The 16,672-nt window shown below is 56.4% G+C and carries 21 protein-coding genes; 10 read left to right on the top strand and 11 right to left on the bottom strand.

Annotation, left to right across the window (positions count from 1 at the left end; all coding sequences use genetic code 11):
• Positions 1 to 2: 2 nt before the first annotated feature.
• Together KFJ24_RS10220 and KFJ24_RS10215 are read right to left on the bottom strand one after the other, a co-directional pair.
• A complete protein-coding gene (locus KFJ24_RS10220) occupies positions 3 to 1,415 on the bottom strand; it encodes a sodium-dependent transporter (protein ID WP_250830975.1) in 1,413 nt (470 codons plus the stop codon).
• 84 nt (positions 1,416 to 1,499) lie between these two features.
• Positions 1,500 to 2,600, bottom strand: a complete 1,101-nt coding sequence (locus tag KFJ24_RS10215; protein ID WP_250830973.1) for a Leu/Phe/Val dehydrogenase — start codon at positions 2,598 to 2,600, stop codon at positions 1,500 to 1,502.
• A gap of 620 nt (positions 2,601 to 3,220) precedes the next feature.
• On the opposite strand from KFJ24_RS10215, the gene KFJ24_RS10210 reads away from it, so the two are divergent.
• The 3 genes from KFJ24_RS10210 to KFJ24_RS10200 all read left to right on the top strand — a co-directional run bounded on the left by KFJ24_RS10210 (position 3,221) and on the right by KFJ24_RS10200 (position 4,898).
• On the top strand, positions 3,221 to 3,763 hold the full coding sequence (locus KFJ24_RS10210) for a hypothetical protein (RefSeq protein WP_250830972.1): 543 nt from the start codon (positions 3,221 to 3,223) through the stop codon (positions 3,761 to 3,763).
• Between the two features lie 89 nt (positions 3,764 to 3,852).
• Positions 3,853 to 4,590: an AzlC family ABC transporter permease gene (locus tag KFJ24_RS10205; RefSeq protein WP_250830971.1), complete on the top strand. Its 738-nt coding sequence runs from the start codon at positions 3,853 to 3,855 to the stop codon at positions 4,588 to 4,590.
• Positions 4,587 to 4,898: an AzlD family protein gene (locus KFJ24_RS10200; protein WP_250830970.1), complete on the top strand. Its 312-nt coding sequence runs from the start codon at positions 4,587 to 4,589 to the stop codon at positions 4,896 to 4,898. Before KFJ24_RS10205 ends, KFJ24_RS10200 begins: the two co-directional genes overlap by 4 nt.
• Before the next feature lie 17 nt (positions 4,899 to 4,915).
• Here KFJ24_RS10200 and KFJ24_RS10195 read toward each other — a convergent pair whose 3' ends face one another.
• On the bottom strand, positions 4,916 to 5,686 hold the full coding sequence (locus KFJ24_RS10195; protein WP_250830969.1) for a DUF3750 domain-containing protein: 771 nt from the start codon (positions 5,684 to 5,686) through the stop codon (positions 4,916 to 4,918).
• A 205-nt stretch (positions 5,687 to 5,891) separates the two neighbouring features.
• Between KFJ24_RS10195 and KFJ24_RS10190 the strand changes: the two genes are divergently transcribed.
• Positions 5,892 to 6,107: a dodecin gene (locus KFJ24_RS10190; RefSeq protein WP_250830968.1), complete on the top strand. Its 216-nt coding sequence runs from the start codon at positions 5,892 to 5,894 to the stop codon at positions 6,105 to 6,107.
• On the opposite strand, the gene KFJ24_RS10185 is transcribed toward KFJ24_RS10190, so the two are convergent.
• Genes KFJ24_RS10185 through KFJ24_RS10175 form a run of 3 tightly spaced genes read right to left on the bottom strand, consistent with a single transcriptional unit; the run spans position 6,094 to position 8,412 of the window.
• A complete protein-coding gene (locus KFJ24_RS10185) occupies positions 6,094 to 6,765 on the bottom strand; it encodes a hypothetical protein (protein ID WP_250830967.1) in 672 nt (223 codons plus the stop codon). The genes KFJ24_RS10190 and KFJ24_RS10185 overlap by 14 nt on opposite strands.
• Before the next feature lie 48 nt (positions 6,766 to 6,813).
• Positions 6,814 to 7,980, bottom strand: a complete 1,167-nt coding sequence (locus KFJ24_RS10180; RefSeq protein ID WP_250830965.1) for a GNAT family N-acetyltransferase — start codon at positions 7,978 to 7,980, stop codon at positions 6,814 to 6,816.
• Between the two features lie 57 nt (positions 7,981 to 8,037).
• Positions 8,038 to 8,412, bottom strand: coding sequence for a hypothetical protein (locus KFJ24_RS10175; protein ID WP_250830964.1), 375 nt, complete (start codon positions 8,410 to 8,412; stop codon positions 8,038 to 8,040).
• Between the two features lie 177 nt (positions 8,413 to 8,589).
• On the opposite strand from KFJ24_RS10175, the gene KFJ24_RS10170 reads away from it, so the two are divergent.
• Positions 8,590 to 9,276, top strand: coding sequence for a response regulator transcription factor (locus KFJ24_RS10170; protein ID WP_250830963.1), 687 nt, complete (start codon positions 8,590 to 8,592; stop codon positions 9,274 to 9,276).
• Entirely contained in the window at positions 9,273 to 10,592 is a 1,320-nt protein-coding gene (locus KFJ24_RS10165) for a sensor histidine kinase (RefSeq protein WP_250830962.1), read from the top strand. The genes KFJ24_RS10170 and KFJ24_RS10165 overlap by 4 nt, the downstream gene beginning before the upstream one ends.
• On the opposite strand, the gene KFJ24_RS10160 is transcribed toward KFJ24_RS10165, so the two are convergent.
• Positions 10,551 to 10,760 carry a hypothetical protein gene (locus KFJ24_RS10160; RefSeq protein WP_250830960.1) on the bottom strand — a complete coding sequence of 70 codons (210 nt, stop codon included), beginning with the start codon at positions 10,758 to 10,760 and terminating at the stop codon, positions 10,551 to 10,553. The genes KFJ24_RS10165 and KFJ24_RS10160 overlap by 42 nt on opposite strands.
• 15 nt (positions 10,761 to 10,775) lie before the next feature.
• Between KFJ24_RS10160 and KFJ24_RS10155 the strand changes: the two genes are divergently transcribed.
• The 4 genes from KFJ24_RS10155 to KFJ24_RS10140 all read left to right on the top strand — a co-directional run bounded on the left by KFJ24_RS10155 (position 10,776) and on the right by KFJ24_RS10140 (position 13,775).
• Positions 10,776 to 11,381, top strand: a complete 606-nt coding sequence (locus KFJ24_RS10155) for a YigZ family protein (protein ID WP_250830958.1) — start codon at positions 10,776 to 10,778, stop codon at positions 11,379 to 11,381.
• Between the two features lie 78 nt (positions 11,382 to 11,459).
• Positions 11,460 to 11,987, top strand: coding sequence for a DUF4136 domain-containing protein (locus tag KFJ24_RS10150; protein WP_250832615.1), 528 nt, complete (start codon positions 11,460 to 11,462; stop codon positions 11,985 to 11,987).
• A gap of 37 nt (positions 11,988 to 12,024) precedes the next feature.
• Complete coding sequence (locus KFJ24_RS10145) at positions 12,025 to 12,381, top strand: translation initiation factor Sui1 (RefSeq protein ID WP_250830957.1); 357 nt, start codon at positions 12,025 to 12,027, stop codon at positions 12,379 to 12,381.
• A gap of 140 nt (positions 12,382 to 12,521) precedes the next feature.
• Entirely contained in the window at positions 12,522 to 13,775 is a 1,254-nt protein-coding gene (locus KFJ24_RS10140) for a D-amino acid dehydrogenase (protein WP_250830956.1), read from the top strand.
• A 71-nt stretch (positions 13,776 to 13,846) separates the two neighbouring features.
• Here KFJ24_RS10140 and KFJ24_RS10135 read toward each other — a convergent pair whose 3' ends face one another.
• The 4 genes from KFJ24_RS10135 to KFJ24_RS10120 all read right to left on the bottom strand — a co-directional run bounded on the left by KFJ24_RS10135 (position 13,847) and on the right by KFJ24_RS10120 (position 16,669).
• Entirely contained in the window at positions 13,847 to 15,490 is a 1,644-nt protein-coding gene (locus KFJ24_RS10135) for a fatty acid--CoA ligase (protein WP_250830955.1), read from the bottom strand.
• 154 nt (positions 15,491 to 15,644) lie between these two features.
• A complete protein-coding gene (locus KFJ24_RS10130; protein WP_070965058.1) occupies positions 15,645 to 15,926 on the bottom strand; it encodes a pyrimidine/purine nucleoside phosphorylase in 282 nt (93 codons plus the stop codon).
• 67 nt (positions 15,927 to 15,993) lie between these two features.
• Positions 15,994 to 16,404, bottom strand: coding sequence for a monovalent cation/H(+) antiporter subunit G (gene mnhG, locus KFJ24_RS10125; RefSeq protein ID WP_250830954.1), 411 nt, complete (start codon positions 16,402 to 16,404; stop codon positions 15,994 to 15,996).
• Positions 16,397 to 16,669: a monovalent cation/H+ antiporter complex subunit F gene (locus KFJ24_RS10120; protein ID WP_250830952.1), complete on the bottom strand. Its 273-nt coding sequence runs from the start codon at positions 16,667 to 16,669 to the stop codon at positions 16,397 to 16,399. Before KFJ24_RS10120 ends, mnhG begins: the two co-directional genes overlap by 8 nt.
• Between the last annotated feature and the right edge of the window lie 3 nt (positions 16,670 to 16,672).

Here is a 16,672-nt window from a genome sequence, read left to right as displayed (position 1 = left end):
AATCAGAGCAGATTGTAAATAAAGACGGTAGCCACAGCGACCGGCGTTATGTAACGCACGGTGATGTACCACAGCTTGAACATCGGTGCTGACAGGGACAACTCGTTTTCAACTGCCTGTCGCGACATTACCCAACCAGCAAATACCGCAACCATCAGGCCGCCCAGCGGCAGCAGGATGTTGGCGGTAAAGAAGTCCAGCAGATCGAAGATGGTCTTACCCTCAAACATTGCGATGCTTCCCAGCGGTGTGAAGTCTGACCACAGATTCAGGGACAGGATCGACGCAATGCCCAACGCCCAGCAAACGATGCCCGCGCCCAGTGTACTGACGGTGCGGTTCATGCCTTTTTGCTCTTCCAGCCATTCCACAATGGGCTCCAGCAGTGAAATGCCCGAGGTCCAGGCGGCAAAAATCAGCAGTACGAAAAACAGAGTGCCGAACAGGCTGCCCATGGGCATTTGACCAAAGGCCAGCGGGAGGGTCTGGAAAATCAGCCCAGGGCCTGCGCCTGGCTCAAGGCCATTGGCGAAAACGATCGGGAAAATCGCCATACCGGCCAGCAGAGCGACGCCGGTATCGATCACGGATACGGCAATGGAGGTTTTGGCGATGGAAATATTTTTCGGCAGATAAGAGCCATAGGCCATCATAACGGCCATACCCAGGCTCAGCGTAAAGAACGCGTGGCCAAGAGCCACCAGAATGCCCGAGGTGGAGAGTTTGGAGAAGTCCGGCTGGAACAGGAAGCTGGCGGCGCGACCGAATTCGCCGGTGGTCATGGCGTATCCCACCACAATCAGCAGCAGGACAAACAAGGCCGGCATAAGGATGCTGACGGCCCGCTCAAGGCCTCCGCGTAAGCCTTTTGCAACCACGACCATCACCAGTGCCATGAATACGGTATGCCAGGCCAGCAATGTACTCGGATCACTGAGCAGTCCGGAAAAGATTGCACCAATTGCCTCCGCGGACTGGCCGACCAATTGGCCGCTTGCCGCCGTGCCTACATAAGAAACGGCCCAGCCACCGATCACGGAATAGAAAGACAGGATCAGGAAGCCGGCGAGTACCCCGACAGCACCCACCATGCGCCAGGCTGGTTTCAGCCGGTCACGCTCAGCGATGAGTCTCAGACTGTTGACCGGACTCCGGCCTCCGCGACGGCCAATGAGCACTTCCGCCATCATGATCGGCAGACCCACAGCCGCAATACAGACCAGGTAGACAAGCACGAAGGCACCGCCACCGTGTTCACCGGTGATGTACGGAAACTTCCATATATTACCCAGGCCAACGGCTGAACCAGTGGCGGCCAGAATGAAAGCCAGGCGTGAGGACCAGAGCCCCCGCTTGGCGGTGGAACCTTCGAGCGCACCTGAATAGGTGGCGGAACCTGATTGTGATACAGACATAGCTGTCTCCTGCTTAGAACTTGTTTTTGTTTGGGAAGCAGAGGCCGCGAGTAGTCACGGCCTCAAAGACATAACAACCCGGTGTTATCCGACCTGGGTCAGACGCTCCGGGATCTCCTCGATGTGAGCCGTGTGCTTGCGAAAACGTTCTTCGGCCATTTCGTTGGCAATGGCGCCGGTGGGGCGATCACTGCGGTCGGCTCGGGTGAAGATTTCCATCAGGGTGTCACCGATGGTGTCTACATGGGCGCGGACCGTCTCGGGCGATGCCCCGTTGCGCTCGTAAAACACATCGATGATGCCGCCCGCATTGATGGCGAAGTCCGGCGCATAAAGAATGCCCCGGTCTTTCAGAGCCTGATCGTGGTCCGGGCGCTCCAGCAGGTTGTTGGCGGCGCCGGCCACCACGGTGGCTTTCAGTTGCGGAATACTCTCGTCGTTCAGCACCGCCCCCATCGCGCAGGGCGCAACCACATCCACGGGCAGGTGCAGGATATCCCCGGCAGAGGCGGGCGTGGCGCCCAGTTCATCCACAGCGCGCTGCATGTTGTCGGCAAAGATGTCGTATACCCACAGTTGCGCACCAGCCTCTTTCAGGTGCCGGGCCAGACGAAAGCCGACGTTGCCGACCCCTTGGATGGCCACCTTCAGGCCTTTCAAATCATTCCGCCCCAGCTTGTGCCGGACGGCAGCTTTGAGCCCGATGAAGGTGCCATAGGCGGTGGCTGGTGACGGGTCACCGCTGCTGGGCTGGCCATCAAAGCCAATGCGCTCGGCGATACCGGCGACGTGCTGTGTGCGCCTGCCCATGACCTTCAGATCCGGTACGCTGGTGCCCGAATCCTCGGCCGCAATGTACTGACCGCCCAGGCTTTCCAGGTGTTTGCCCATGGCTTCGAGCAGGGCTTCGGTCTTGTGTTTGCGCGGATTACCGATAATGACGGATTTACCGCCCCCCAGATCCAGATTGGCCAGGGCAGACTTGTAGGTCATACCCCTGGACAGGCGAAGTACGTCGCGCAGTGCCTCTTCGTCGGTAGCATAGGGGAACATCCGGCAGCCGCCGAGGGCGGGTCCTCGAGAGGTGTTGTGGGTCGCAACGATGGCTTTCAGTCCGGTTTCCGGGTCACAGAAAAAGGACAGGTGTTCGTGGTTGTCGAACTCGGGATGGCTGAATACGTTCATGGCGTTTCACCTTTCTTCCTTAGCCACCGCTACCCTTGTGGGGCCTGCGGCAGCCGGGATTCAGTTTGTCATCAGGACGGCAGACACACTCAGTCGAAAAGGTGGCTGGCGATGTCGCGGGCTGCTAACTGTGAAGCTGCAATTCGGGGCCGGGCTGGCCTTTGGAAACGGAAAGAGTCGGTAGCGGTCGACGGGCACGATTGCGCTGGACGCATTCTGCCCTGGGGGCGTGCTGAATATGGCATGTTGAAATCCTCTCCACCTGGGCCGGATCTCGGCGTGAGTGGCTGTGTTATTTTTGTCGTCCGGCTTGTGGCCGGCGAGTTGATTTCATGCGTCCGTTTTCCGGGTAAGGAAATGCCCTTTCAGGGTCGGACCGGAGTAAATTAGTGTCTTTTGACGTTAACGTCAACGCGCAAAAGTTAATCAATACGAATGAGAGGGGACAAAGTGCCGCAAGGCTTTGGGCCGCGGCGAGAAAAAATTTAGAGGAAATGGCTATATTCCCGCTGTTGTTATCGTGAATCGTTTTCACGCCTTCGGCACTGGCAGCACCCGGCTGCGTTATACTCGAAATGAAAGCTGTGGTTGCCCGCTCGGGTTGAGCGAAGGAGGGAATCATGAAACGGCTTTTCTATCTGGTCGATTCTATCGACAGCGTTGAGAGCATTTCCGACGATCTACACAAAGACGGCATCACCAACTGGCGCTTTCACATTGTCAGCAAGGATGAGGCCGGGCTTTATACCCACCGCCTTCATTCCGCCAGTGTTCTGGATAAGACCGATCTGGCCCGGTTCGTGGAACGCGGACTGATCATCGGCGGCCTGTTTGCCCTTTGCTTTGTATTACCACTGGCACTTTGGGGTGGCCTGGACTGGCCGGCGTCCGCGTTTGTGGCGATGGGCGTATTCATGGTGCTGGCCGGCGGTTGGTTAGGTGGCTTTGGCGGAATTGGCACCGAAAACTATCGAATCAGACGTTTCCACAAAGACATTGAAGCCGGGAAATATCTGGTCATGGTGGATGTGTCGGGGGCTCATGTGAAGCAGATGGAAGCGCTAATGGCGCAGAACCATCCGGAAGCGGCCTTGCAGGGCGAGGGCAGCAGCTTCAACAACCCCTTTGCGGCTGCAGACGGTCGGGTTCATGTGTTGCATTAGTGCACAAGATAGGACCTTAGTCTGAGGAAAGCGGCAAACTTCGGTAATTACCTATACGAGATCGGGGGGATCTACCTTAGCTTCCCCTGATGTCTGTCGCTTCCTATTCTTACCAACTGCAATCGCAAAAGATCCGTCAGGAATTTGTGCGGCTTTTTCCCATCTCCCTGTTTGTGGTGGCGTTTGGTGCTGCGTTCGGTTTGGCGGCTACCCAAAGTGGCCTGCTCCCGCTGGAAGCATTGCTGATGAGCATCACGGTGTTCGCCGGCGCCTCGCAGTTCGCTGCCACGGATATGTGGGGAAGTGAGGTCTCGATCCTCCCATTGATGGCTGTTGTGTTTGCCATCAACTCCCGGCATTTGCTCATGGGCGCGTCTTTGTACCCCATGCTGAAAGATCTTACTCCGGGCAAACGGTATGGTCTGCTGTTGCTGCTAACGGACGCGAACTGGGCAGTATCCGCCCAGGATTACCAGAACGGGAAGCGAAATCTGGAAGTCATTCTGGGTGGCGGGCTGGTGCTCTGGCTGGCCTGGATTGTCGGAACCTGGCTTGGGGTCTACTTTGGCGGACTGCTACAGAACCCCAAGAGCCTCGGGCTGGATATGGTGCTGGGCTGCTTTATGCTGGCGATGGCCCTCGGTGGCAAAAAATCCCCCCGGGTTCTGGTTGCCTGGACGGTGGCGGCGCTGGCGTCCCTGGCAGCATGGAAATGGTTACCACCGAATACCCATGTTGTGGCGGGTGCCCTCGCCGGCGGCTTGGTCGGGTACTTCTGGCTGGACAAAAAACCGATTAATGCCGCGGCCGAGGGAGACGATGCATGACCATTGAAACCTCAACAGCCGGTGTTCTGGCCCTGATTGCCATCATGGCTTCCGTCACCCTGGTGACCCGCTTTGGTGGCGTATTCATTATGTCTTTCCTGCGGATAAGCCCCCGCATCGAGAGCTTCATCAATACCATGGCCAGTTCGGTGCTGATCGCCATTGTCGTGCCCATGGCTTTCTCGGGTGACGCGGGTGCGATTGCCGCGCTGTCTGTTACTACCGTCACCATGCTGGCGCTCAGGAAACCGTTGCCGGCGATTAGTGCCGGCATAGCGGCGGCCGGCTTGGTACGTTACCTGTTTTAGGCATTTCGAACCCTTGCCTAGTGAGTGGCCTCATACACAGGGTTGGTGTTGCGCAGACCCAGTTCGCCGATACCGGGCAGCTTGATGCCGAGGGCCAGAGGGTTTACCCCCAGTGACAGGCCCAGAATGTTCAGCTCCAGGCCTTCGCGAACGCCCGCAAGCAATCCGAAATAGCCACCCAGTGAAAGCTGATAGCCAGCACCGCCGGGAACCGCAGCGAATACACTGTTTCCAAGGTAGTCCTTGCCGATGGCATTGCTGGGCAATGCAACCTCCAGTCCCGGTACTTCACGTATCACCCATGCAATAAACGTATTGCTGTTCGGACCGGGCCAGGCTTCGTACTCGGTGGGGTAGGGGTAGGCTTTCACAGCCTCATAGATGGCCGGAATCAGTTTTTGGGCCTCTCCGCCACGAATGTCCGCATAGAGCTCGGGTTCGGCGCCATACCATCGCCTGTCCGGCTCGCCTGGCCGTGAATTCACCACATAACGCCGCCATCCGGTGACCTCGTGTACCCGATACTCACTGGCACCCTTTTCCTTGGTCGCAATCCATGTATGAACTGCGAAGTAACCTCGCCAGCTCCAGGCGCGCGCTCCGTATACCTGGACAATGGCTTCCTGGAACTGTTCCGGGCGAGGTGCAATCCCTGCGCTGTCCCGGCTTGCGGTTTGCCAGCTTTCCGCACCCTGGAGGCTGCCGCTGGTGGCGAGGAGCAACGGGCCGGCCAGAAGCAGGAAAAGACCGCCGAACAACCAGGCGGGGTACTTGAAGGCACGTTTCATATCGGGATCCCGGTACTCGAATAACTACAGACACTAAAAGACCCGGTTACAGGGAACAAGTTCCGTGTACTTGGTGACTGTTGGTAATCGAAGATACGTTTGGCTGGCATTGCCGGATTGATGACAGCGTGTGTGAACGGTTTGCCGGGGTCCGGCTTGTCTTCTAGGATCAAAGTAACAGTCATCATCGATCAGGGGTGCCGGTATGTCGGATCATCATGTTTACAAGAAAGTGGAAATAGTCGGCTCGTCCAAAAAGAGTATTGAAGACGCGATTGAAAATGCTCTCGAAGAATGTGGCAAAAGTATCCGTAATATGGAGTGGTTTGAGGTAGTGGAAACCCGCGGCCATATTGTTGATGGCAAGGTTGGTCACTACCAGGTCGTGATGAAAGTCGGCTTCCGGATTAAGGAGAGCTGACGTTGATTACCCGAGCCCTGATCGCGCTGGCGAGACGATTCATCAGGTCCCGGGCGTCGCCTTCGTACAAGGCGTTGCACTTGTCCTGCAGCACCCTACGGTCATGATCAGAGGGTTTCGTTGAAACTTCCTTGAGAAGATCGAGGTATTGGCACGCTGCCAGGTGTACCTTTATTTCAGTATCAATGAAGCGCGTAACCAATTCCGCTACGGTCTCGTTGCAGAAAGGCCGGTTGCGGTTTAGCAGGTTTCGGGCTTCCAGTGCTGCGTTGCGTGTTTCAAGCCGGAGCTCCCCGGGAGCTTCTCCGCCTTCTACTGCCCGTAAAAACATGCCCAGCCGGTCGTGGAGGTGCCAGACCTGAGGCCAGATTCGGTCATAGGCCTCCTTCTCGGCCAGGTAACGGGCGGTATCGTTCTCCGGGACTGCGGCAGAGTGACTGTCCGGGGTCTGTCCATTGAAATGGCTTACCCGGAGATCATCCACTTCCCGGCCGAGCAAGCCGGTTTTCTGGCGCAGGGCTTCAACTTCCCGTCGGGTATCCGTCCCGGCTCTTGCTGCAAGCCACAAGGCGATGACTGCTATCACCAAGGCGCCAGCTGATAGCAGAAGTGGCAGGTTCTCTCCGGCGAGAAAACTGAAAAGTGGGTCCGCATCCATGGTATCTGGCCCCCGTCAAAAGCCTGCTTTGGACTTTCAGTATAGAAGCTAATCACCGTTCTGTTCCCGAAATGGCAAAAGGGAACCTGCCTCTTCAAAATAGCCCAGAACCTGTTCCGCTTCGTCCTCCGTGAAAGCCTCTATGGCTTCACGGAAACCAGGGTGGGCAATGCCGTGCCATGAGTGTGTGATGACCGGCTCGAAACCGCGTACGAGCTTGTGCTCGCCCTGGGCGCCCGCGTCGAAATGTTGGAGGCCAAGCTCGATGGCAAGCTCTATGCCCTGGTAGTAACAGGTTTCGAAATGCAGGTGGTTGTACTCGTCAATACAGCCCCAGTAACGACCATAGAGCGTTTCTCCTCCGGCCAGGAAAAGGGCGCCGGCAATCATCTCGCCGTCACGGATGGCCATGGTCAGGTGCAGGTGCTCTGGCAGGGTCTCGCGCACCAACTCGAAGAAGCGTTTGTTGAGGTAAGGGCGCTGTCCCCGTTTCAGGTAGGTTGCCTGGTAAAACACGTAAAAAGCGGCGAGCACATGATCTGGAATATCCTGGCCTTGAAAGCGGGCAAAGGTGATGCCCTGTTCTGCTACTTGTCTGCGTTCCTTGCGGATGGATTTGCGCTTACGGGAGGTCAGTTCCGCAAGGAAGTCCTCGAAGCTCTTGTAACGACGGTTGTGCCAGTGAAACTGACAGCCAATCCGGTGCAGCTGATCATCGTGCTGTAAGAGTGCCTGGTCTGCGCTGTCCGGGAACAGGAGGTGCCACGAGTGAGCACCCAGGTGCGAAATCAATGTGTCCAGCAGGTCGTGAAGCCGCTGGGCGCGAAGTTGTTCGCGGAGTGTGTCATTCAGGAGTAAACGCGGGCCCTGGGATGGGGTAAACGGAACAGCAATCAGGAGCTTTGGGTAATAATCCAGGCCATAGCGTTGATAGGCATCGGCCCAGGCCCAGTCAAACACATACTCTCCCATGGAGTGGGATTTCAGGTAGGCGGGCGCGAAGCCGGCCAGTTCACCTCCAGTCCGGAAGATCAGGTGGCAGGGTTGCCAACCGGTTTCAGCTCTGGTGCAGCCAGACTGCTCCAGAGCCTGAAAGAATTCATAGCGGAGAAAAGGATTATCCCTGCCTGCCAGTTTCTCCCAGTCAGCCTGGGGAATATCGCCAATGGACTGGCAGGTTTCAATGGTCAGGGACTGCAATCCGGGTTCGGGCATGGTTCGGGCGACTCCTTGGGACACTCCCGATACCATACGCCAGAATCCGGTTTTTGATCACTGCTTCATGTTCTCGCAGCGCTTTTCGAGTTTCTCTTGCCACTTTTCCATGCGGCTCTGGTTCTTCTCGCGTCGCTCTTCATGGATCTGATTCCAGATCTCACGCTGTTCATCGTTCAGTTTCAGTCGGTCAGCCATTTCAGTCCGTCGTGCTTCCATTTTGGCGCGGCGTTCTTCCTGGTCAAAACGACCTTTGCCCTCTCGGAAGTCTTCGCACATTTGTTCCATATCGTGTTTGCCGTGATGATTACTACGGTGCTCCTTACCGCTGTATTCGCCGCCATGATGGTTGGCCAGGGCGAACGGAGTGGCAGTAATCAGTGCAGAGGCCAGGATGCCGGCGGCTATGATTGAATGCTTGCGTTTGTTCATGGTGTTTCCTCGTTTTGACGGCCGCATCTGCGGCGCTGGATCATTCGCAGCCATAATAGCGACGGAGTCCGTCAACGAGCGTCAGCCCCGTGTAAAGGTTCTGCAAAGGAAATTTCCCTGAATCAGCAGCTTGCGGGAGGCGTGTTAGACTGCACGCAGTGAATACGGAGGCTGGCTATGCAGAATCGGGTACTGCTCGTAGAAGATGATGACGAATTGCGGGAATTGTTGGCCCGTTACCTGACAAATCAGGGATTTACCGTGCGTGAAGCGGCCAACGGCCGGGATGGTCTGGCACTGGCGCTGGGACAGGGCTGCGATATTGTGGTTCTGGATATCATGCTCCCTGATATCAGTGGCCTGGAAGTGCTACGCGAGCTGCGCGCGGAAACCCACTTGCCGGTTGTGCTGCTCACCGCCCGGGGCGATGAAACAGACCGTATTGTGGGATTTGAGGTTGGAGCCGACGATTACATTCCAAAGCCCTGCAATCCCAGAGAGCTGGTTGCCCGCCTGCAGGCGCTCCTGCGACGTATTGCCTGGGACCAGAAAACCGAAGTGAACGCTGCCCGCGTGTACGGGGACCTGAAAGTGGAACCTGGTCACCGCCGTATTCTGCATAACGACTGCCCACTTGAATTGACCGCCACCGAGTACGAAGTCCTGCAGGTATTACTGGCTCACGCCGGCAGCGTGGTTCGCAAAACCGATCTGATGCAATGGGCTCTGGGAAGACGGCTGGAAGCCTATGATCGAACATTGGATATGCACATCAGCAACCTGCGGAAAAAACTGGGCAATGAAGACCCGCCCCGAATTGAAACCGTCAGGGGGTTGGGTTACAGCTATCGGGTGCCGGTGTGAAAAAACGGATGATGTTCCCGCTGTTCTGGCGGATTTTTCTGTCGATCTGGCTGGCGATGGCGATTACGGTCGTCGTCAGCAATCTGGCCACCAGAACCTTGCTGGACCGGGAGCGGCAGGCCATTGAGCGCCAGGTTGGCTTGCGGGAGCTGGCTCTGGAAGCCATTCGGGTTCGGGAAACTGAAGGTCGGGGCGACGCCTGGCGGTTTCTGAGAACCCAGGGTGAACGCCTCGAACTTCGTCTTATTCTGATTGAGCGGGATAGGCATGATGGGCGTTTGCCTTCATTCATTCGCGACCGTATGAAATCTGGCTGGTACCCCCAGAAACCCGCCGTGATTGACGTAACGGATAACTATAGTTTGGTTGCCTGGCCACGTGTAAACGGGGAGGGTTGGCTGGATCCGAAGTTTTTCCGTTTCATTGAATTGGGCCTGGCATTCGTGCTCATTACCCTGGCATGTTGGTGGATTGCCCGCATGGTTTCGCAGCCACTGAAACACATGGAAAGCACCGCGCAAAGGATCGCGGGTGGCAAGACGTCGCTGCGGGTCAGTGACAAAATCGCCAGTCGCCGTGATGAAGTCGGTCAGTTGGCCGCGGCTTTCAACGCTATGACCGAGCAGCTTTGCAGTCTGCTGGAACGACAAAAACATCTTCTGCGGGATATCTCCCATGACCTGAGAACGCCGCTCACGCGACAGCGTATTGCGATCGAACTTGCGAGCGACAGTGGCGCCGACGAACAGCTAATCGCGAGCATCCTGCGCCAGAACGAACGTCTGGAAGCCATGACCTCTCAGATCCTGACTCTGTACCGGGTTGCTGATCAGGGCGGGGATTTCGAGCGCGAGGCGGTGAAACCGGTAAGCCTGGTCAATCACGTCTTACGGGATGCGGCTGATTACGCAGAACACCAGGGTGTGGACTGCAAGCTTGTGGCTGAGTCGGATATGGCGAATGTTTCGGTGCTGGGGGATGCCGGTCTGCTGCAGCGGGCGTTCGACAATATTCTGCAGAACGCGCTGGACCATACCCCGCCCGGTAAACAGGTCCGGATCAGGGCATCCGTGTCTGATGGCTGGGTGAGCATTGATATCGTGGACGAAGGGCCGGGGGTTGATGATGAACTTGTGCAGCACCTGTTCGAGCCGTTCTTCCGGGCTGACAAGTCACGGGGTGGAAAGGGCTGGGGCTTGGGTCTTGCAATTGCCCGGGATATCATCAGCGCTCACGATGGCGAGATTCGGGCGGTCAATGGCCAATCTGGCGGGCTAAGGGTTACGGTTCGGTTGCCGGTGTTTACGATCGCCTGATTTCGCTTCTTCCTGCAGATCGTCATCACCCGGTTTGAGCTCGACAGCGCCGGAGAAGTCGATGCCCTCCTGCAGTTCATCCTCATCGAAGCGGATTCCGCAGGCCGCTTTTCTGATTTTTGCTGGTTTGGCAGTTCCAGGACTGCCGTTTTCACCGTCAGCTGACATAAGGTGCCCCGACCCATGAGTAAAGATTACCCCGTCCCGGCAGGATACCTTGAGCGGGAGACGGAAGTGAAGAAAAGCCGTTTTATTGCTCGTGTTGCACCGGTCAGCTCGAGGGAAGAGGTAAAAGCCTGGTTGGATCAGGCTCACCGTGACCACCCCGATGCCCGCCACGTCTGCTGGGCCTATCAGATTGGTCGACCGGGTTCTGCGGCAGAGGCGGCCATGAATGATGATGGTGAGCCTTCCGGTACGGCCGGAAAGCCGATCCTGAGTGTGATCCAGCACAAGGACATGGGTGATGTTCTGGTCATGGTCATCCGATACTTTGGGGGCATCAAGCTCGGTGCAGGCGGCCTGGTCAGGGCTTATGCTGGTGCCGCTGAAAGTGTTCTCTCTGCGGTTGAGCGAGTGGTCCAGAAGCCCGTGATCACCGCCACGGTAACCATGTCGTTCGCCGATGAGCAGCCCTTGCGGCACTGGTGCGAGGTACACGGTGGCGTTGTCGAGCTGGTTGATTATGGCGCCGTAGTGACTGCGACAATCTCTGTGCCTGAGGATCAGTCTGATGATTTTGGTGCGTTCTGTGAGGCCCAAAAACTGGATTACAGTTTTGAAAGATGAGGGATCGAAAGGGCATCGCCGCGCGTGTCGTGTGCGTATACTGAGCGTATAGGAACTCGATAACAGGAAGAACTCATGATGCGTTTTCTGATGATGTCCGTGATTGCTCTGGTGCTATCGGGTTGTGCCAGCAATGTGGTCACGGATTACAACTCCTCCGTGGTGTTCGGTACTTACTCATCCTGGGCTTTTGCTCCGAATGCGGGCAACTCCTCATTCGTTTCACTGGATGGCAACCGGGTGCAGGGTGCCGTCGAGCGGGAACTGAATCGCAAGGCATTGCGCAAGGTGCCCGAAGGCGAGGCTGATCTGCTGGTGAACTGGCAGATCGTGGAACAGGAACGGCTGGAGCAGTCCGGACTGGGTCTCGGGTTCGGTTTCGGCACTGGCAATTTCGGATGGGGACTCTCAGCGCCTCCTCCTATTCGTCAGATTCAGGAAGGTAAACTTGTGGTGGAACTCGTGGATACCAAGACCGACCAGATCGTCTGGCGCGCTGCCAGTCGTCGCTACCTCAATGAAAGCCAGTCCCCCGAGACTCGCCGTGAGCTGATTGATGAGGTGGTCGCGGAAATGTTTTCCAAGTACCCTCCGGGCCTTGATTAATCATGACAAGGTTAAGAGCAGAGAGCACGGAGAGGAGATGAAAAAACGATCTGAAGGCGGCCTGGTTTTTTCCACCGAGCAAGGGCGGATGTGCCCGGACTGTCGTAACCCGGTATCCGAATGTACCTGTGGACATCCCTCTCGCCCAGCCGGTGACGGTGTTGTGCGGGTTAGCCGGGAAACCAAGGGGCGCAAAGGTAAGGGCGTGACCCTGGTGACAGGTATTCCTCTGGATGACAAAGAACTCAAGTCGTTAGCCAAGGTATTGAAAGCAAAATGCGGTACTGGTGGCACGGTGAAGGACGGGGTTGTGGAGATTCAGGGCGATCAGCGCGATATCCTGGTTCCGCTTCTGCAAGCGAAAGGCTGGACGGTCAAGCGGTCCGGTGGCTGAGGGGTAAGGCACGCAATCGCTTGCTGCTCACGCTACAATAGCCTGCTGAGCATATATTCTGTTTACAAAACGACTGGAGCCTGATTGAAGAAGGCTGGATTCTTTTCCGGGCCTTGGGCTCGCTTTGACCGGAGGCAAGCATGCATATACTGGTTTTAGGTGCGGGTGTGGTTGGCACGACCACCGCCTGGTTTCTGCAGAAGCAGGGCCACCAGGTAACGGTGATCGACCGACAGAATCAAGCCGGATTGGAAACCAGTTACGCCAATGGGGGGCAGGTCTCGGTTTCTCACGCGGAGCCCTGGGCCAACCCATCCGCCCCCCTGAAAGTTCTCAAGTGGCTGACCCGGCCTGATGCACCGCTGCTTTTCCGCCCCCGTTTTGACCCGGCCCAGTGGCGTTGGGCCATCGCCTTTCTGACCGAGTGCACGTCTGCAAAGGCAGCACACAATATCCGCCAGATGGTTAATCTTGGCAGCTACAGCCGAAGCCAGCTTCAGGCTCTGCGTAAAGATGCGGATGTCGAATACGACCATCTGGAGAAAGGCATCATTCATTTCTACACCAATCCCGCTGAGTTTGACGGCGCGATAGAACCGACCCGGATCATGCAGGAACTGGGCTGCGACCGGCAGATTATTGATGCTGATCGAGCCATTGAGCTGGAGCCGGCGCTGAAGCCGATCAAGAACAGGATTGCCGGTGCCACCTATACCTCGGAAGATGAGTCCGGTGATGCCCTGATGTTCACTCAGAACCTCGCGAAGCGCTGTGTCGAGGCAGGTGTGGAGTTCCGGTTCGGCACCGAAATCCTTGGCTTCGAGCATGCCGGAGATCGCATTCTGGGCGTCCAGACCATCAGGGAAGGCCGCCACGAAACGTTGCGTGGTGACTCCTATGTTCTAAGTCTTGGCAGCTATAGCGCAATACTCGCCAGGAAGATCGGGCTGTTCCTGAATATTTATCCGGCCAAGGGCTACTCGATTACGGTTCCAGTCAACAATGAAGAGGCGGCTTATAACGTCAGTCTCACTGACGACGAATACAAGCTGGTGTTCTCTCGACTTGGTGACAGTCTGCGTGTGGCTGGCACGGCGGAATTGAATGGGTATAGCCGAGACCTCAACCTTAGCCGTTGCCGCGCTATTGTACGCCGTACGGCTGAAATCATGCCGGAGGCGGGACTCTGGGATCAGGCAGAATTCTGGACCGGACTGCGCCCGGCTACTCCCTCCAATGTGCCATACGTTGGCAAGAGCCACTTCGCCAACCTCTACCTGAATACCGGCCACGGCACTCTGGGCTGGACTCACTCCTGTGGTTCTGCTGCAGCACTGGCGGATATCGTCGATGGCCGCAAGCCGGAGGTGGATTTTACGTTCTCCGGTGTGTGATGTTCCCACTGAAACCAAAAAGGCCAGCTACATGAGCTGGCCTTTTTGGACTGAATGAATTCAGGCAAAGGTTACTTTAGCTGGTCCCGGATCAGCTTCTTGTTGATCTTGCCAACACTGGTCTTGGGAATATCCTCAACGAAATCCATCTGCTCAGGGATGGCCCACTTGTTGATTTCACCAGCTTCAACAAACTTTTTCAGGTGATTCTGGATATCTTCCAGACTTGCCTGCTCTCCTGGCTTAAGCATCACAAGTGCGTGCGGACGTTCTCCCCACTTCTCGTCGGGTACACCGACTACGGCTGCGCCGGCGACGGCCGGATGCTGACTGATCAGGTTTTCGAGGTCCAGTGAGGACAGCCATTCACCGCCGGTCTTGATCACGTCCTTGATGCGGTCCTTGATGACCAGTGTGTGGTCAGGCTCCATGGATGCGACATCACCGGTGTGTAGCCAGCCACCTTGCCACAATTCCTCACCCTTCTCTTTTTCCTTGAAGTAGCTCTGGGTCAGCCAGGGCGCTCGTGCCACCACCTCGCCTTTGGCCTCACCGTCGTGGGCAACTGGCTTGCCGTCCGGGTCGAAGATATCAAGCTCCACCATGGGCGCTGCAATGCCGGTCTTGACCCGTGTGGCAGTCTGCTGCTCCAGTGGCAGTTCCATGTCTTCCGGGGTCAGATGGGTAGCGCTCAGCAGTGGGCAGGTCTCGGACATGCCGTACGCGGTGTACATGTGAATGCCGAGCTTGGCACCGGCGTCGCACAGTCCCTTGGTCAGGGCACTGCCGCCGATCAATACATGCCAGTTGCTCAGGTCTGCGGTTTTAATGGATTCGGTCGCCATCATCATCTGCATGATGGTCGGTACGCAGTGAGAGAAGGTGACCTTGTGCTCCTTAAGCAGGTCGACCAGCAGTTCCGGTTCATACCGGCCTGGATACACCTGTTTGATGCCCATCATGGTGGCGGCGTAGGGAACGCCCCAGGCATGAACGTGGAACATGGGAGTAACCGGCATATATACCGAACTGGAGCGAAGAAGCGGCATTTCATCGTGCGCAGAGAGTGAACCGGTCATCGCCAGTGTGTGGAGAACCAGCTGCCGATGGCTGAAGTAAACGCCTTTCGGGTTGCCAGTGGTGCCGGTGGTGTAAAAGGTGGTTGCGACACTGTTCTCGTCAAAGTCCGGAAAGTCGAACTCTGTGCTGGCGCTGGAGAGCATGGCTTCGTATTCGCCGGCAGTCTCCAGCTTCGTGGACTTGGCGGATGCCTCATCGGTGAGCTGAATATAGGTTTTGACTGTTTTGATTTCGTCTTTGACTGAGTCAAGAATCGGCAGGAAATCATCGTGTACCAGGACCACATCGTCTTCGGCGTGGTTCATGGTGTAAACGATCTGATCCGGTGAAAGGCGTATATTAATCGTGTGCAGAATCGCGCCAATCATTGGGACTGCAAAAAAACACTCCAGATAGCGGGGGGTATCCCAGTCCATCACAGCCACGGTGTCGCCTGCTTTTACGCCCGCATCGGTCAGGGCGTTGGCCAGGCGATGAATGCGTTCTACCAGGTCGGTGTAGGTGTACTTGCTGCGATTGGCATACACGATTTCCTGATCTGGCGAGTAGCGCGGACCGGATAGCAGAAGTTGCTTGATCAGCAGCGGATACTGATAGGCATTATCCGCCGGCGGGAGAATTCGGGTCTGTGCCATCACTTGCTTCCTCTTTCTCAGTTGTTGATGTTATCGCGAGAAACAGAAGTAAATCTGACACAGATTGATTGAAACGTGAACCTTGGGTTGTGAAAAAAACCAGAATTACCCGGCATTTAAATGAAACGCCGGGTACGCTCTGCGAACGCTTATGTTATTCGTAGGTGCAAAGGTAGGCTGTATCAATATCTGTTTTTGCCTTGAAGCTGGATTGACCTGCGACGTCGAAACTTTCGCCTGCGCCATAGGTCATCCATTCTTCAACGCCCGGCAAAAGCACCGTCAGGGCGCCGCTGATCACCGTCATGGTTTCTTTTTTGCTGGTGCCGAACTCGTACTCGCCCGGGCTAATCACGCCAACGGTGGCTGGCAGGGTCGAGGTCTGAAAGGAAATGGACTTGGCCTGGCCGTCGAAATATTCATTTACTTGCAGCATACGCTGGGCTCCTCAGAAGAGTTTGGGAGCCTACTATACGGCAATTTTATACACTTCCAATGACAATTCATTGGTCAGAGCCGTCCTGTGCCCGAGGAGCGGTAGACCTCGCCGTTCTTTCTTCTAGTCCGCTATAAAGCTTGTGGCTGTCGGGATCATAGCGCTCACGCAGCTCGTCTTTGGTTGTCCCCCCCCATAGCTCTATGCCAGTGAAATAACCTGCCCTGCCTATGACATGAGCTGCAATCGGTGCAGTCAAAAGAATAAATACGATAAAAGCGACCGCCCTTGCGACGACAGCGCTGTCTGCAAAGTGAAGCGCAACACCGGCCATGGTGAGCATGGCACCCAAAGCGCCTGCTTTGGTGGAGGCATGCATGCGGGTAGGCAGGTCAGGCAATCGAACAATTCCGATGGCCGCAAGAACCATGAAAGAAGCCCCTGCCAGCAGCAGAATAGAGACGAAGATTTCACTCATTCTTGAGACCTCCCCGTTCCAGGAATCTGGCGAACCCAATCGCCGCAAGAAAGGCTGTCAGGGCGATGACGATTGCGACATCAAGAAAACTGGAGACCCCGGTATCAATGGCGTGTACTCCGACGTAGCCAACCACAACGGATGCAATCAGCTCCAGCGCGACGACCCGGTCAGCCAGGGAAGGGCCGCGGGTCAGCCGGATGAACGCAAAAAGCAGCGCCAGAGACAGCATGAAATAGACAACATTGATTGCAACGTCAAGCATGGC

It is taken from the genome of Marinobacter sediminum (assembly GCF_023657445.1).
In the GTDB taxonomy this organism is placed as follows: domain Bacteria; phylum Pseudomonadota; class Gammaproteobacteria; order Pseudomonadales; family Oleiphilaceae; genus Marinobacter; species Marinobacter sediminum_A.
Note: the sequence above shows the minus strand (reverse complement) of the source record. Positions and strands in the feature narration are given on the sequence as shown.

Coding starts and splice junctions, on each gene's coding strand:
- KFJ24_RS10120 (WP_250830952.1), bottom strand. CDS start 16,669: ATGCTTGACGTTGCAATCAATGTTGTCTATTTCATGCTGTCTCTGGCG.
- KFJ24_RS10190 (WP_250830968.1), top strand. CDS start 5,892: ATGTCGGATCATCATGTTTACAAGAAAGTGGAAATAGTCGGCTCGTCC.
- KFJ24_RS10130 (WP_070965058.1), bottom strand. CDS start 15,926: ATGCTGCAAGTAAATGAATATTTCGACGGCCAGGCCAAGTCCATTTCC.
- KFJ24_RS10170 (WP_250830963.1), top strand. CDS start 8,590: ATGCAGAATCGGGTACTGCTCGTAGAAGATGATGACGAATTGCGGGAA.
- mnhG (WP_250830954.1), bottom strand. CDS start 16,404: ATGAGTGAAATCTTCGTCTCTATTCTGCTGCTGGCAGGGGCTTCTTTC.
- KFJ24_RS10215 (WP_250830973.1), bottom strand. CDS start 2,600: ATGAACGTATTCAGCCATCCCGAGTTCGACAACCACGAACACCTGTCC.
- KFJ24_RS10185 (WP_250830967.1), bottom strand. CDS start 6,765: ATGGATGCGGACCCACTTTTCAGTTTTCTCGCCGGAGAGAACCTGCCA.
- KFJ24_RS10175 (WP_250830964.1), bottom strand. CDS start 8,412: ATGAACAAACGCAAGCATTCAATCATAGCCGCCGGCATCCTGGCCTCT.
- KFJ24_RS10210 (WP_250830972.1), top strand. CDS start 3,221: ATGAAACGGCTTTTCTATCTGGTCGATTCTATCGACAGCGTTGAGAGC.
- KFJ24_RS10150 (WP_250832615.1), top strand. CDS start 11,460: ATGCGTTTTCTGATGATGTCCGTGATTGCTCTGGTGCTATCGGGTTGT.
- KFJ24_RS10195 (WP_250830969.1), bottom strand. CDS start 5,686: ATGAAACGTGCCTTCAAGTACCCCGCCTGGTTGTTCGGCGGTCTTTTC.
- KFJ24_RS10180 (WP_250830965.1), bottom strand. CDS start 7,980: ATGCCCGAACCCGGATTGCAGTCCCTGACCATTGAAACCTGCCAGTCC.
- KFJ24_RS10200 (WP_250830970.1), top strand. CDS start 4,587: ATGACCATTGAAACCTCAACAGCCGGTGTTCTGGCCCTGATTGCCATC.
- KFJ24_RS10145 (WP_250830957.1), top strand. CDS start 12,025: ATGAAAAAACGATCTGAAGGCGGCCTGGTTTTTTCCACCGAGCAAGGG.
- KFJ24_RS10205 (WP_250830971.1), top strand. CDS start 3,853: ATGTCTGTCGCTTCCTATTCTTACCAACTGCAATCGCAAAAGATCCGT.
- KFJ24_RS10160 (WP_250830960.1), bottom strand. CDS start 10,760: ATGTCAGCTGACGGTGAAAACGGCAGTCCTGGAACTGCCAAACCAGCA.
- KFJ24_RS10140 (WP_250830956.1), top strand. CDS start 12,522: ATGCATATACTGGTTTTAGGTGCGGGTGTGGTTGGCACGACCACCGCC.
- KFJ24_RS10220 (WP_250830975.1), bottom strand. CDS start 1,415: ATGTCTGTATCACAATCAGGTTCCGCCACCTATTCAGGTGCGCTCGAA.
- KFJ24_RS10135 (WP_250830955.1), bottom strand. CDS start 15,490: ATGGCACAGACCCGAATTCTCCCGCCGGCGGATAATGCCTATCAGTAT.
- KFJ24_RS10155 (WP_250830958.1), top strand. CDS start 10,776: ATGAGTAAAGATTACCCCGTCCCGGCAGGATACCTTGAGCGGGAGACG.